Raw genomic sequence first — 14,592 nt, forward strand, 5'->3', positions numbered from 1 at the left:
ATGCGCACCATCGAGTGGCTCCTCAGGAACCGCCTCCTCGTCCTCGCGGTCACCGCCGTGCTCGCCGTCGCCGGCGGCGTCGCGTGGAAGCGCCTGCCGATCGACGCCTTCCCCGACGTGACGAACACACAGGTGATGATCCTCACGAAGGCGCCCGGCCTCGCCGCCGTGGACGTCGAGCAGCGCGTCAGCTTCCCCATCGAGCAGGAGATGCGCGGGCTCCCGCGCGTCCTCCAGGTGCGGTCGCTCTCGAAGGCGGAGCTGTCCCAGGTCGTGGTCGTCTTCGAGGATGGCGCCGAGACCTACTGGACGCGCCAGGTGGTGTTCGAGCGGCTCGCCGGCGCGCGCGAGCACCTGCCGCCGGGGGTCGCGCCGGAGCTCGGCCCGATCTCCACCGGCCTCGGAGAGATCTTCCAGTACACGCTGGAGGGAGAGGGGCTCTCCCCGATGGACCTGCGGACGATCCAGGACTGGATCCTGGCGCCGCAGCTCCGGCCGATCCCCGGCGTGAACGAGGTGAACAGCTTCGGCGGCGAGGTGAAGCAGTACCAGGTCCTCGTCCATCCGGACCGCCTCGTGAAGTACCGGCTCACGGTCCGCGACGTCTCCGAGGCGATCGAGCGGTCGAACGGGAACGCCGGCGGCGGCGTGGTGGTCGCCGGCTGGGAGCAGACCTACCTCCGCGGCGTGGGCCTCCTGCGCGACGTCCCCGACATCGAGCGGATCGTGCTCGGCGCCTTCGACGGCTCACCGGTGTACCTGCGCGACGTCGCCGACGTCGTCATCGGCGCGGAGCCGCGGCAGGGGGCGGTGACGCGCGACGGCGCGGGCGAGGCGGTCGCCGGCATGGTGATCATGCTGAAGGGCGCGAACGCGAAGGAGGTCGTCTCGGGTGTGCAGGGGGCGATCGAGCGCGCCCAGGGGACCCTGCCGGCGGGCGCGCGCATCAGCGTCTTCTACGACCGCACCTCGCTCATCGAGGCGTGCATCGAGACCGTGGTCGACGCGCTGCTCGAGGGCGGGATCTTCGTGGTCCTCGTGCTGTTCCTGTTCGTGGCGGAGCTTCGCACGGCGGTGGTGGTCCTCTTCTCGCTGCCGTTCACGTTCCTCGTCTCCTTCATCGTGATGGGCTGGGCGGGGCTCACCTCGAACCTCATGTCCCTCGGCGGGCTCGCGTTCTCGGTCGGGATGGTGGTCGACGCGTCGATCGTGGTCGTCGAGAACGTGCGGCGGCACCTCGCCGAGGATTCCAGCCGGAGCCGGCACGACGTCGTCGCGATGGCGGTCCGCGAGGTGGCCAGGCCGGTGGCGTTCTCGGTCCTGGTGATCGCGGTGATCCTCGTGCCGCTCTACGCGCTCCAGGGCGTCGAGGGGAAGATGTTCGCCCCGCTCGCCACCACGATGCTCGTCGCGCTGCTCGTGTCGCTCGCCGTCGCGCTCACGGTGGTCCCGGTGCTCTCCGCGACGCTGCTGAGGCAGGCGCCCGAGAAGGAGTTCCGGCTCGTGCGGCGCCTCCACGAGGGGTACCTGCGCCTCCTCCGCCGGGCGGTCGCCCGCCCGCGCCGGACCATCGCCGTCAGCGCGGCGGTCCTCATCGCGTCGGCGGCGCTCGTCCCGCTCGTCGGGACGGAGTTCATGCCGCCGCTCGACGAGGGATCCATCGCCATCAACGTCGTCCGGCTGCCGAACGCCTCGCTCGCCGGCTCGGTGAACGTCGCGAGCTACCTGGAGAAGCGGCTCCGGGAGTACCCGGAGGTGGAAACGGTCGTCTCGAAGACCGGCCGCGCCGAGATCTCGGAGGACCCGATGGGCCCCGAGCAGACGGACGTGTTCGTCATGCTGAAGCCGCGGCGGGCCTGGAGGAGCGGACGCGACAAGGCGGAGCTCGTCGAGGCGATGCGGAGGGAGCTCTCGGACGTTCCGGGCCTCCGGCTCTCGTTCTCGCAGCCGATCGCGCTCCGCGTGAACGAGCTCATCTCGGGCGTGAAGAGCGACCTCGCCGTGAAGATCTTCGGGCCCGATCTCGAGATCCTGAAGGGCTTCGCCGACCGGATCGGCGCCGCGGTGGGCGGCGTCCGGGGCGCGGGCGACGTGAAGGTGGAGCAGGTGTCGGGGATGCCGCAGTACGACCTCGACATCGATCGCGAGGCCGCGGCCCGCCACGGCATCCGCGTCGGCGACGTGAACGACACCATCGAGACCGCGATCGGCGGCCGCCAGGCGACGACGTTCATCGAGGGCCAGCGCCGCTTCGCGGTCACGGTCCGCTTCCCGGAGGAGAGCCGGAAGGACATCGACGAGATCGAGCGGCTGCTCGTTCCGGGCCCGGAGGGCGCGCGGGTCCCGCTCGCGCAGCTCGCCCGGGTGAACCTCGTCGAGGCGCCCGCCCAGGTGAGCCGCGAGAACGGGATGCGGCGCGTCGTCGTGGAGGCGAACGTCCGCGGGCGCGATCTCGGCGGCTTCGTGGACGACGTGCGCGCGCGGATCGAGGGGATCGAGGAGGAGCTGCCGCCCGGCTACTTCCTGCGGCTCGGCGGCCAGTTCGAGAACCAGGAGCGGGCGATGAAGCGGCTCGCGATCGTCGTCCCGGTCGCCCTCGCGCTCGTCTTCCTGCTGCTCTACCTCGCGCTGGGCTCCGTCCCGTACGCGGCCCTCGTCCTGCTGAACCTCCCGTTCGCGCTCGTCGGCGGCGTGGTCGCGGTGGTGATCTTCGGGATCCCGCTCTCCGTCTCCGCCGCGGTGGCGTTCATCGTGCTGCTCGGCGTGGCGGTCCAGAACGGCGTCGTGCTGGTCTCGTTCTTCCGCCAGCTCCGGGAGCGCGGGCTCTCCGTCGCCGAGACGGTGGAGCAGGGCTGCAACCTGCGCTTCCGCCCGCTCCTCATGACGGCGCTGACGAGCTTCATCGGGCACCTGCCGATGCTGTACGCCACCGGCTCCGGCGCCGACATCCAGCGGCCGCTCGCGGTGGTCGTCATGGGCGGGCTCGTCACGTCCACGCTGCTCACGCTGCTCGTGCTCCCCGCGCTGTACGCGCTGCTCGCCGGGCGTCTTCCGGCCGAGCGGTCCGTCGGGGCGGAGGTCGCGGAGCGCGAGGGGTGAAGGACGTCGGGATCACCGCAGGACGATGGACGGTCTTCGCTCGCGGACGAAGGCCGCGACGCGCGCGATGTCCTCGTCCGTTCCGGTCGCGACGCAGCCCGCGGTCCAGTCGACCCAGGTGGACGCGCGCCCGAGCCAGGAGAGTCTCCGACCCGGGCCATGGATGCCGACGTTGCTGCCGCTGAGCCCGCGCGCCCGCTGCGCTGCGGTGGGGTAGCCGATCGGGATGAAGGTGCCGAAGCGGGAGGGTCGGGGCTCTCCGAGCGTGTACGCGCCGAGCGGCGTTCGCCCGTCGCCCTCGCGCTCCTTGTCGACACCTCCGCGCCCGAGCGCCACCCGCACGCGCGCAACGGCGTGCCGATCGGTGCACAGCCAGAGCACGCGTGCCCGAGTGTCGACGACGACGTGATCGCCGACATCAGGGCAGGGCGCGGCTTCGGCCTCGGGAAGGGCGGCCGACACGCAGCCCAGCAGGGGGAGGAGCCCGGCGGTGAGGAGGGCGAGGCGCATGTCACTTGCCGGAGCAAGGAGCGCGCCGAGGCCGTACTGCCGAAACTCGGCAGCGGCGCGGCCGCCTGGACACGGACGCGTATCGGCCCGGAGACACAGCCGCGCGCGCCGCGTACCGTCAACCCTGACGGTCGTCAGTCGAGCAACAGGCGAAGGTCATCGGGCTCCGGAGCGGAAACGACCGCCGGGTCGGCGTCGTCGGCGTCGTAGCCCGCGATCGAAGTGCCCGCTGGGACGTGCGCGCCGAGGCACGAGATCGAGCGCGGCCGCGCGCCGACCCCATCGCCGTCCTGGTCGCGGTAGGTCACCACCCAGCGGTACAGGCTCGCGGCGGAGTCGTCGCAGTCGTTCCCGCTCGCGGCGGAGAGGTAGGGCGGCGGGAGCGCCGCACCCGTGCACAGCGAGCCCTCCTCGCGGTAGGTGAACCCGTCGCCGTCGAGATCCACGAGCTTGTCGACGAGGCGCCACCGCGTCGGGTCGTCGGGCGCACAGTCGGCCCCCGCGAGCGCGTAGCCGGGCGGAGCCGAGCCACCGGTGCAGAACGGAGCCCCCGACCCGGCGCCCACGCCGTCACCATCGACATCGCGGTATGCGGTCACCGAGGCGTACACCGCCGGATCAGAGTCGTCGCAGTCGGCCCCTGCGGCGACGCCGTCGCGGTCGGCGTCGGCGGGCCGGTGCTCGCGGGAGCAGGCCGCGGCGACGATCCCGGCGGCGACGAGGATCGAGCGCGCCAGGCGCATCGTCGTCACCCGGGTCACGGCGCGACGAGGGCGACGTTGCAGCAGTCGGACCCTACCTGGGCAACGTACTGGCCGGGCTTGCTGAGCGCGAGGAGCAGCGAGCGATGGCAGGCCTCGAGGCGGGCGGCCTTCAGGGTGTCGCTCGGGTTACCGAGTGTCCACCGAACCGTCTTCGTGCTGGGACTCGACTCTCCCTGGACGATGCCGGTCACCTGGAGCGTTTCCGTCCCCACGTTGACGGCGTCCACCGTCATGTAGGGAAGCGACGTCTGCGCGCCGGTGGCAGGCGAAAGCGAGAGCACCGCGAGCGTGATCGCGGCGAGCGAGAGCCTCTTCATCTGTATCCCCCGTGCGGCGTCGCGCTCACCGCCGACGCTCCGGCGCATGAGAGCAGAGGACGCACGATTTGTAAAGATCGGCTCGGAGTACGATGCGCTCCTGGCGCTCGCGGAGTGGCGTCTCACTTCATCGCGCCGGGCGTGGGGTGCTACCGTGGTCGGCAGCGCACGTTCGTCGTGGCGGCGCGCCGGAGATCGCATCGTGCTCGAGCCGGACGTCACGCTCACCGACATCGGCCTCGCGCTCGAGTGCGCGGCGTTCGCGGTGCTGCTCGTGCGGGACGGCGGGGCGCCGGCGCGGCGATGGTTCGCCGGGTTCTTCGCCCTGATCGGCGCGGCGGCTGCGCTGGGTGCGATCGAGCACGGCTTCGTGGCGGACAAGACCTCGTCCGCGGGCGTGGCCGTCTGGACCGCAACGCTGCTCGCGGTCGGCCTCGCCGCGGTGGCCGGCTGGGGCGTGGGGGCGCGGCTCGTGCTCGGCCGGCGCGCCGCGCCTGCGGTGACGAGCGGGGTCGCGCTGGCGTTCGCCGTGTACGCCGCGGCGGTCGTCCTCGGCGAGCGACGCTTCGTCGTGGCGATCGCGTTCTACCTGCCGGCGGCGCTGTTCCTCCTCGTGGCCTTCCGGCTCGCGGCGCGGCGCGGAGACGCGCGCGTGAACGCCGGTGCGTGGGGGCTCGGGCTCACCTTCGTCGCGGCGGCCGTGCAGCAGGGACGCGTCGCGGTGCACCCGCGATTCTTCGACCACAACGCGCTCTACCACGTCATCCAGGCGGTGGGCCTGTACCTCGTCTTCCGCGGCGCGCGGCTCGCGACGCGGGTCGCGCCGAGGGCCTGAAGGTAGCCCGGCGCGGCGTTCGGTCCGCCGTCAGGGGCCGCGGTGGCCTCTCCACCGGCTCGCGGCCCGGCCGCCGGGTGTGCACATTCGATCCGGTGCGCGACGTCCGTCTGCTGAGCGAGTCCCGGGTTGCCGAGCGGTCGCTCGCCGTGCTGGCGACCGGCGCGGCGCTCGCGTTCTGCTACCTCGCCCGCGAGCTCCTCGTCCCGAGCGTCGTCGGGATCATCCTCGCGTTCAACGTGCACCCGGTCGTCGAGGCGCTGGAGCGGCGCAAGGTCCCGCGATCGATCGCGGCCCTCGTGGGGACGCTCATCGCCCTCGCCGTGGTGGCAGCCATCGTCGCGCTGCTGTGGAACCGCGTCGCGGCCTTCCTGGATGAGCTCCCGAGCTACGAGGGGAGGCTGCGGCAGGCCTCCTCCGCGGTGGCGCGCCACCTCGGGCACTTCCGTGCGCAGACGGAGCAGATCGCGAAGCCGCCGTCGCGCCCGGGCGCGGTGCGAGTGGAGGAGGGAATTCCCTGGGGGCAGGTCCTCGTCGGCACCGCGCAGGGCGCGATCGCCATCGCCGCCGCGTGCACGCTCGCGATCTTCGTCCTCTACTTCGCGCTGGCGGAGGGTCCACGGTACCGCGCCAAGTTCCTGGCGCACGTCGGCCGCGATCCCGCCGCGCGCACCCGGACGCTCGCGGCGTTCGAGGAGCTCCACCGCGACGTCGAGCAGTACATGCTGAACCGGGTCGGGCTGAACGCGCTCCTCGGGCTCGTCACCTGGGCGATCTACGCGATCTACGGCCTGGAGCACGCGGCGGTGTGGGGGATGGCCACCGCGCTCCTGCACTTCATCCCCTACGTCGGACCGGCGATCGGGCTCGCGCTCCCGACGCTCATGGCGCTGCTCCAGTACGGCTCGGTGAAGCACGTCCTCGCCGTCGGCGGGATCTACCTCGCGCTCGTGTCGCTCCAGGGGAACGTCGTCGACCCGATCTTCCTCGGTAAGCAGCTGCGGCTGAACGCGCTCGCGGTCTTCCTCGGCTCGCTGTTCTGGTTCTGGATCTGGGGACCCGTCGGCCTGTTCGTGGCGGTGCCCGTGCTCTCGACCATCCGGATCGCGTGCAAGTACATCCCGCGGCTCCAGTTCATCTCGGACTTCCTCGCGGAGTGAGCGCCGCCGCGCGCTCCCGGCTCGACGAGGCCGCGGCCCTACGCCGACCCGGCGTCGGCCTTCTCGAGGTATCCCTTCGCGAGCTTCTCGCGGACGAGCCGGTCGGCGGTGCGGGCCGCCGTCGCCGGGTCCGAGAAGAGCTTCTGCTGCGTCTGGCCGGCCGTGCCCAGGCGCCCGAAGCGGACCGTGACCGCGCTGCCCGCTACCGCGACCTCCCAGAACTTCCGGGACGCGCCTGCGACGAACTCGAAGTGGCGCGTGCCTGGGGCGGGCTCGCTCGTGGCGGCGCTCTGCTCGGAGGCGGCGCCCGGCGCCGGCGGCGGGGCGGCGGCGAGCGGCGGAGCGGGCCGCCTCGCCTCGACCACGGCGTCGAGCTCGGCCCAGGGGTCATCGAGCTCGTCCTCGGGCGCGTCGTCGACCGGCGCGGCCTCGCCCTGCTCGATGAGCCGCAAGAGCTCGTCGAGCACCGCCTGCCGCCGCCGGTACCAGTCGGACGAGAGGACGTGCGCGACCTGCCAGCCGAACGCGCGAAGGAGCTGCGGGCGCATCAGGTCGCGCTCGAGCAGGTCGTCGTGCCGGTAGTGCTCCTCCGTGTCCACGAGGATGCCCAGCCGGTGGCGCTGCTCGCCGTGGCGCCGCGCGGCGAGGTCGCAGCGGAAGTGCGACATGCCCACGCGCTCGTCCACGGCGTACCCGCGCTCCGCCAGCGCGGCGGCGATCTGCCGGACCACCGCGTCACGGCGCTCCGTGGCCGGCTCGCCGAGCTCACGCCAGACGGCGATCTCGCGCAGCACCCGCTGGCCCGCGGCGGCGTCGCCGCACGAGGTGGCCTCCGCGTAGCGCAGGTAGCTCTTCAGGCAGTTCGCGCCGTCGTTGAAGTCGTTCGTGATCTCCGCGTGCCGGATCGAGCTGACGATGCACATGTGGTGCTTCGCGCGAGAGAACGCCACGTTGAGCCGCTTCTCGCCGCCGCTCTGGTTGATCGGGCCGAAGTTCATCCGCATCTTGCCATCCGGCGCCCGGCCGTAGCAGACGCTCAGGATGACGACGTCCCGCTCGTCGCCCTGGATGTTCTCGAGGTTCTTCACGAGGAGGCCCACGAACTGCCCGTCCTCCTCGCGCTCCCACTCCGCCTCGAGCCGCTCGGCGAAGGCCTTGTCCTCGCCTGCGAGCGCGGAGAGGGCGCTCTCGATCTCGGCCTGCTGCGCCTCCGAGAAGGCGACGATGCCGATGCTCCGCCGCTCCGGGCTCGCGAGGAGCCCGCGGACGAGGTGCGCGACGTAGGCGGCCTCGGCCCGGTTCCGCCGGCTCTCGTAGGTGCCGTGCTCGAGCAGGTGGAAGCTGAGCGGACGGTCCAGGATCCGCGCCACGTTCGCGGCTGCGTCGGCGGGATCGCGAGCGAGCGTCTCGCCGCGCCCGGCGGCGGCGAGGCGATCGTCCGGCACGGTGAGCAGGCGCCCCTGGTAGAAGGCCCAGTTCGAGAACCCGATCAGCGACTCGGAGCGGCTGCGGTAGTGCCACCCCAGCATCCGCGAGGGTAGGTTCTTCGCCGCGTGCCCGAGGAAGCTGTTCGCAGACAGGTCGTACTCGAACACCTCTCCGTCGTCGCCGACGAGGAGCCCCTCCTCGTCCTCTCCGTCGGACTTGGCCGAGAAGAAGTCGGTCGGCGGGAGCTGCATCTCGTCCCCGACCACGATCGCCTGCGGCGCGCGGAAGATCGACGGCACGGCCGACTCGAGCGTGATCTGGCTGGCCTCGTCGAAGATGACGACGTCGAACGCGTCAGGCCGCAGCGGCAGCGTGTCCGAGACGCTGAGCGGGCTCATGAGCCACACGGGCTTCAGGTCGAACACGACCTGCCCGGACTCGCCGGCGACGAGGTCCCGGATCGACTTGTGGCGCATGACCTTGCCGAGCTCGTGCTCGAGGTCGCGCCGGCCGCGGTTGTAGGCCGCCTTGAGCTCCTTCTGCTCGCGGGTCAGCTCGGCCGCCGGTAGCGACGCGATCCGAACCCGCTCGAGGAAGGCCTCGCGCGCCCGCTCCAGCACCGCGCCCGCGTTCGCCTCCTGCCACTGGGCCGCGAACCTCGAGAGCTGCCGCAGGTGGCGCTCGCGGACCGCGCCGTCGAGGCGGTGGACCGCGCGCTCGGTCTGGAGGGCCTCGTCCACGCAGCGGCCCACGATCGCCGCCTCGAGCTGACGGGGCGTGAGCGGCCGGGTGCGGAAGGCCGCGGCGAGCGAAGGTGGCAGTCGGGCGAGGAGCCCGAGCACGTGCAGCGCGCCGCCGAGCGACGGGAGCGCCCCGTCCATCGCGCGGAGCGCGTCGCCGAGCGAGGCGAGCGCCTCGCGCTCGAAGTCCACCAGGAAGCCGCCGAGCGTCTCCCGCAGCGCCTGGGCGGTCGCCCGCGCCGCGGCGATCGCGCCGACCACCTCCGCGGCGCGCGCCGAGCGGACGACCTCGTCGTGCAGCGGGCGGAGCGCTCGCGGGAGCTCCCGGAGGCCGCGGCGCGCGGCCTCGACCTGCTCGACCACCTCGTCGAGCGGCTCGTCCACCCCGAGGCCCTCCTTGCCGCCGAGCTCGGCGGCGGCGAGCCCCGCCACCGCGGCATGCTCCGCGCCGAGCGCCGTCAGGATCTGCGACCACGGGGGCTGGACGGCATGCTGCGCGAAGGCGTACCGGCTCCGCAGCGCCTTCCTCAGCCGCCACCACGCCGGCCGGAACACCGAGCTCCAGCGACCCTCGAGCGCCATCGCCTGGGCGAGGGCCGTCGCGACCTCGTCCGGCGGGAGCTTCTCGACCCAGTGACGGGTTCCCTCACGCGCCCGGGCGAGCTCCTCGCGGGCGGCGCCGAGGCCCTGGCGCGCCTTCGCGAGGCGGCGCGACGCCTCGCTCCGCTCGTCGAGGAGCACCATCAGGTCGCGCCGCGCCAGCCACTCCACGCCGGCGGCCCACGCGCCGAGGGCGAGCGCATCCTCGAGCGTACGCCAGTGACGCTCCGCGACGGCCGTCGCGGAGAGCGCGGCGCGGAGCTCCTCGAGCTGGCCGAGCGCCGCTGCGACGCTCGAGGCGACGAGCTGCGCCGGCCGCTCGTGGCCCACGACCGCCGGGCCGAGCAGGCGCATCGGGTGGTGCGCGAGGACGCCGTCCGGCTGCAGCTCGCCGACGCCCGCCACGAGCGCCTCGACCGTCTCGAGGTGGGAGGCCCAGTCCGCGTAGGACGGGAGCGCCTCCTTCTCGGGAGCGGAGAGGGCGGGCGCGTCCGGGAGCAGCTCGACGGCGCGCTCGAGCGCGGAGCGGAGCGGCACGCCGGCGTCGGGCGGCGCCCCGCGCATCGCGCGGTCGAACGCCTCGAGCGGCTCGAGCTCCCGTCGGAGCGCGTCGAGCAGCGCCGCGCGGCGATCCCGCCAGGTGCGCGGCTTTCCGACGGGCTCCGCGAGGAGGCGCTCGTAGGTCGCCTTGAGATCCTGAATGAACTCCTTCTTGTCGGCCTGGGAGTCGTGGATCAGGCAGCAGAGCGAGTCCAGCCCCTGCTGGCGCAGGCGGGCGTAGACCACGTCGATGGCCGCGCGCTTCTCGCAGACGAAGAGGACGCGCTTGCCGCGGAGGACGTAGTCGGCGACGAGGTTGGTGATGGTCTGCGACTTCCCGGTGCCGGGAGGGCCCTGGATGATGTAGCTCGCGCCGGTGCGCGCGAAGCCGATGGCCGACGCCTGGGTCGGGTCGCACGCGACCACGTGGTAGCGCTCCGCGAGCGCCGGCGCGAGCGGCGCGTCCCGCTCGATCGGGCGGGGCGCGAGCGAGAAGACCGCGTCGAAGGCCTCGTTCGGCGCGCCGTCCGCGAGGAGCTCGGCGTAGTCGCGGACGAGGGTCATCTTCCGGTACTTGAAGTTGCCGAGCGTCACGCGGCAGAGGTCGAAGTCCCAGTGGTACGGGTTGTCGTCGGTCGCCTCGCGGAGCGCGTAGAAGCGCTTCTCGCGGGAGGCCACCGGAGCGTGTTCCTCGGCCGGCGGCGCCGCCCAGCTCCGCGGCGCCGGGCGCTCCTCGAGGATCGCCCGGAGGTGCGTCGGGCGTGGCTTCACCCGGGCCCGGAACAGCGCGAGCCCGAGCGGGTGGAAGTTGGCCGCGTCGTAGCTGTAGTCGACGTCGAGGAAGCTGCGGACGCTCCGGCCCGACAGGCGCGCGGAGCGGCGGTAGCGGTCGAGGCGTCGCTGGGCGAGGTCGTGGATGAGGTCGATGCGAGGGCGGTCCACCTTGCGCAGCGTGACCCCCGGCTCGCTCGCGGCGATCTTCGCCGCGAGGTCCTCGAAGAGCGCGTCGAGGGACGTCTCGGCGAGGTCGAGCGAGGCGGGGAGCTCGATGCCGTGGAGCTGCCTGAACAGGTGGCGCACCACCGGGTTCACCTCGGCCTCGGTGCCGAGGGGCTGCAGCCAGAAGGAGTCGCGCACCCCCTTCTTCTTCACGAGGCGCACCGGCAGGAGCACGAGCGGCGAGTCGTAGTGCTCGGCGGGTGTCTCCTTCAGGTTCGCCCAGCGCAGGAAGCAGATCGCGAGCCGGAGCTGCTCGAACCCGAACTCGGCGGCGTCGCGCCGCGCTTCGGCGCGGACGCGGTCGAGGACGCTCGGGAGGTACAGCTGCTCGGCGAAGTCGAGGTGCCGGTTCAGCGAGACCGGCTCTCCCGCGGAGATCGTCCTGGAGAAGTCGCCGGCCCAGGTCAGGAGCTGCTCGGGCCGGATGTGCTGCACGTCGAAGGACAGCGGCACCGAGGCGTGGGTCAGGTTGACCGAGCCGAGCGTGCTGCGGAAGTGTAGGAGCCGGTTCCGCCTCGAGAGCTCGAAGAGTCGCTCCTGCAGCTTGCCGAGGATGACGGGCCTCTTCGCGCCGCCGATGGCGGCCTCGGCGCTCGCGAGGTCGAAGTCGAAGTCGACGTTCTGGTCGCGGTAGTGCGTGAGGTTGTGCAGCAGCGTCGCGAGCTCCTGCGGGCGGTCGCGGCGGGAGAGCTCGGTCATCTTCACGATGGCCTTCGCCAGGACCGGGTGGAGCCGCGGCTGCAGGCGGAACAGGTTTCGCCGGCTCGAGACGAACGCCTCGAGGTCGGCCGGCTCGGCGAGGTCGAGCCCGCAGGCGAGGCTCGCGAGCACGAGCCCGAGCGAGAACACGTCCGAGACCGGGTCGTGGTGGCCGGCGACGTGCTCCCAGCAGACGTAGCCCGGGAGATAGACCGGGCGCGTGAGCGGCTGGTCCCGCGCGCCGATCTCGAGGTTGGCGGCCTCACCGCCTCCGCGCTCCACGTCGATGGCCCGCCGCTGGTCGGAGAGCACCTCGACGCCACCCACGGGTCGATCGAGTCGCTGCACCTCGGAGGCGGCGCGGGTCGGCTTCCGCGTCAGGCTCTCGTGGAACCAGATCCGCGCGCCCTCGACCTGGAGCGCCGCCACGCCGTCGAGCGGCGCGACGAGCCCGGCGGCGTGCGCGTCGGCGACCTGGCGGGCGAGGGGCAGGAAGCTCGCGAGCGCGTCCTCGGTAGAGAAGCCGCCCGCCGCGAGCCGGGCGCGGAGGAACTCGTGGAAGGTGGTCACGCCTGGGCGTCTCCCGCCGCCGCCTTCGCCACCATCGCGGCGGCGCCGGCCTCGAGCGCGTCGAGCTGCTTCTTCTTGAGCCCGAGCTCCTTCGCGGCGATCCGCCGGAAGCGCTCCCCCAGGCCGAGCTCCTCCGAGCGGAGCAGCGCGGCGGCGAGCGGCGCGTCCTCGAGGTCGCGATCGGCCGCGGCGAAGTCGAGGATCACGTAGCACCAGTAGTCGAGCAGCTTCTCGTCTCCCTCGGCGAGGTCGGCGGCGAGCGTGGGGTCCTCCGCCGGTGAGGGCTCGAGATCCTCGAAGAAGAGGCGCGCGTGCGCGAGCAGCGGCTCGGTCTGGAGCCAGGCCGGCCGCAGCAGCGCGGTGACCAGCCGGCGCGTGAGCGACGCGATCTCCTGCTGGCCCAGCAGATCCAGCTCCGCGAGCGAGATCCTGCCCTCGATGACGCCCCGGAGCTCCGCGGCGCTGCGCTCCGGCGCCTCGGCCCAGACCCTCAGCGCCCGCGCGCGGACGAAGGTCTCGGGGTGCGTCACGCCCTCGGTCTGCGCGTGACCCTTCCCGAAGATCTCGTCCGCCTGCCGGAGGTAGCTCTCGGCGGAGGCCTCGGCGATGCCGGTCTCGATCTTCACGAGGGCGGAGACGGCCGCGGCGAGGTCGCCGGCGACGAGGTGGGCGCCACGATCGCAGTAGACCTCGGTGTAGAGCCCGAAGCGCCGCGCCGTGGTGGCGTGCACCGGCTCCGCTGCCGCGTCGTGGGTCATGGCCGAGAGGATCTGCGAGGCGACGAGGTACTCGCTCCAGCCGTCGAGCAGCAGGAAGTGCAGCAGCTCGTGGCCCAGCACGGCCCGCAGCTCGAGCGGCGTGAGGCGGTCGGTCACGGAGCCGTGGAGCACGAGGTGAGCCTCGCCCGGAACGTAGGCGAGCGACGCGTTCAGGCCGCCGGAACCCTGGGCCTGGTAGAGGGTGAGCGGAGCCGTGAGGCCGAGCCTCTCGGCCGCTTCCCGGGCGGCGTCGTGCAGGGCCGGGTGCGCCTCGGGCTCGAGCCGGTAGGTGGACTTCAGGAGCTCGAGCCGGACGGACTCGACCTGCTCGGCGCGGAGCTTCTCGGCGGAGAACCACGCCCACAGCTCGTTCTCGTGCGCCTGGAGGTGCTGAACCACGTTCACGTGATAGGGGAGCGGCGCGAGCGGGAGCTGCGGGAGCGAGGCCATGGGGACGTTCCTCTGCGGCCGCAGGCGCATCTCGCCCCATCCGCGTTGCGCATTCTACCGTCAGGCTTCCGCTGAAAGAATCGCTGCTCGCTGGCCAGCCTCGCTCCGCAAGCCGCCGAGACGATCGCACTCGGCGCGCTCGACCACGAGCTCCTCGCCCCGGAAGCGCTGCACGCGCGGGAGGTTCGAGGCCTGCCGGAGCGCCGCCCCGTATCTCGCGGCGTCGACGGGGATCCTCGCCATCACGACGCGCCTGTCGGGCCGCTCGTGCGGCCGCCGCCCTTCTGGAGCTTGCCCGTCCGGACCCGTCGCGCCATCCCTCCGTGCCGTGCCGGCGCGTGGTCACTCGTGGCGGCCCCGCGCCTACCCGGGAGCTCGGTCAATGCTCGAAGGAGCTCGGCAGCTTGGCTCCTCGACGACGAATCCGCTGCACCGATGTCGATCTCGCCCTGGCTCCTTCGTCGCACGGGTAGAGCAGCCGAGTCAGGCCAACCAGAAAGGAACGAGACGATGCGCGTGATGGTCATCGTGAAGGCGACCCGGGAGTCGGAGAACGAGGTGAGCCCCGGAGACGAGAAGCTCCTCAAGGAGATGGGGGCGTACAACGAGCAGCTGGTGAAGGCCGGCATCATGCTCGCCGGGGAGGGCCTGCGCCCCAGCAAGTACGGCAAGCGGGTCCGGTTCTCCGGCGCGCAGCGGAACGTGATCGACGGACCCTTCACCGAGACGAAGGAGCTCGTGGCGGGCTTCTGGCTCTGGCAGGTGAAGTCCATCGAGGAGGCGGTCGAGTGGGTGAGGCGCTGCCCGAACCCGATGCCGGGCACAGAGGCCGAGATCGAGATTCGCCCGGTCTACGAGGTCGAGGACTTCGCGTCGGCCGACCCCACTGGCGAGCTCCGCAAGCAGGAGGACGAGCTTCGCAAGCAGCTCGAGGCCCGGCGGACCTGAGGTCACGCGCCTGCATCCCGCCGCGAGGCCACTCGTGAGGCTGCGCGCGACGGTCCGGAGCAGATGGGGCGGGTCGGAGGAGTGGCCTGCGGTGGCCGCGCGGCTCACGGCGCTGTCGCGGCGACCTGTCGACCCAGACGTTCCGTGAGGTCGGAGCGCGCAGGTCCGCTCCCGG

9 protein-coding genes are annotated in these 14,592 nt (G+C 72.6%); 4 read left to right on the forward strand and 5 right to left on the reverse strand.

The window, feature by feature from the left end:
- Positions 1–3,099: an efflux RND transporter permease subunit gene (locus tag MNY62_RS00215; protein WP_242342054.1), complete on the forward strand. Its 3,099-nt coding sequence runs from the start codon at positions 1–3 to the stop codon at positions 3,097–3,099.
- Positions 3,100–3,111: 12 nt separating this feature from the next.
- On the opposite strand, the gene MNY62_RS00220 is transcribed toward MNY62_RS00215, so the two are convergent.
- From MNY62_RS00220 to MNY62_RS00230, 3 genes are all read right to left on the reverse strand, one after another.
- Positions 3,112–3,609, reverse strand: a complete 498-nt coding sequence (locus MNY62_RS00220; RefSeq protein ID WP_242342056.1) for a L,D-transpeptidase family protein — start codon at positions 3,607–3,609, stop codon at positions 3,112–3,114.
- Between the two features lie 134 nt (positions 3,610–3,743).
- Positions 3,744–4,361, reverse strand: a complete 618-nt coding sequence (locus MNY62_RS00225; protein WP_242342057.1) for a hypothetical protein — start codon at positions 4,359–4,361, stop codon at positions 3,744–3,746.
- A 5-nt stretch (positions 4,362–4,366) separates the two neighbouring features.
- Positions 4,367–4,690, reverse strand: coding sequence for a hypothetical protein (locus MNY62_RS00230; RefSeq protein WP_242342059.1), 324 nt, complete (start codon positions 4,688–4,690; stop codon positions 4,367–4,369).
- Between the two features lie 46 nt (positions 4,691–4,736).
- Between MNY62_RS00230 and MNY62_RS00235 the strand changes: the two genes are divergently transcribed.
- Together MNY62_RS00235 and MNY62_RS00240 are read left to right on the forward strand one after the other, a co-directional pair.
- Positions 4,737–5,525 carry a DUF6962 family protein gene (locus MNY62_RS00235; RefSeq protein WP_242342060.1) on the forward strand — a complete coding sequence of 263 codons (789 nt, stop codon included), beginning with the start codon at positions 4,737–4,739 and terminating at the stop codon, positions 5,523–5,525.
- A 95-nt stretch (positions 5,526–5,620) separates the two neighbouring features.
- Complete coding sequence (locus MNY62_RS00240; RefSeq protein ID WP_242342061.1) at positions 5,621–6,685, forward strand: AI-2E family transporter; 1,065 nt, start codon at positions 5,621–5,623, stop codon at positions 6,683–6,685.
- A 38-nt stretch (positions 6,686–6,723) separates the two neighbouring features.
- On the opposite strand, the gene MNY62_RS00245 is transcribed toward MNY62_RS00240, so the two are convergent.
- Together MNY62_RS00245 and MNY62_RS00250 are read right to left on the reverse strand one after the other, a co-directional pair.
- Positions 6,724–12,261 carry an AAA domain-containing protein gene (locus MNY62_RS00245; RefSeq protein WP_242342062.1) on the reverse strand — a complete coding sequence of 1,846 codons (5,538 nt, stop codon included), beginning with the start codon at positions 12,259–12,261 and terminating at the stop codon, positions 6,724–6,726.
- Positions 12,258–13,469 carry a M48 family metalloprotease gene (locus tag MNY62_RS00250; RefSeq protein WP_242342063.1) on the reverse strand — a complete coding sequence of 404 codons (1,212 nt, stop codon included), beginning with the start codon at positions 13,467–13,469 and terminating at the stop codon, positions 12,258–12,260. The genes MNY62_RS00245 and MNY62_RS00250 overlap by 4 nt, the downstream gene beginning before the upstream one ends.
- Positions 13,470–13,979: 510 nt before the next feature.
- On the opposite strand from MNY62_RS00250, the gene MNY62_RS00255 reads away from it, so the two are divergent.
- Complete coding sequence (locus MNY62_RS00255; protein WP_242342064.1) at positions 13,980–14,417, forward strand: YciI family protein; 438 nt, start codon at positions 13,980–13,982, stop codon at positions 14,415–14,417.
- Positions 14,418–14,592 lie beyond the last annotated feature (175 nt).

Origin of the sequence: Anaeromyxobacter terrae (assembly GCF_022690685.1) — a bacterium.
Classification (GTDB): Bacteria; Myxococcota; Myxococcia; order Myxococcales; family Anaeromyxobacteraceae; genus Anaeromyxobacter; species Anaeromyxobacter terrae.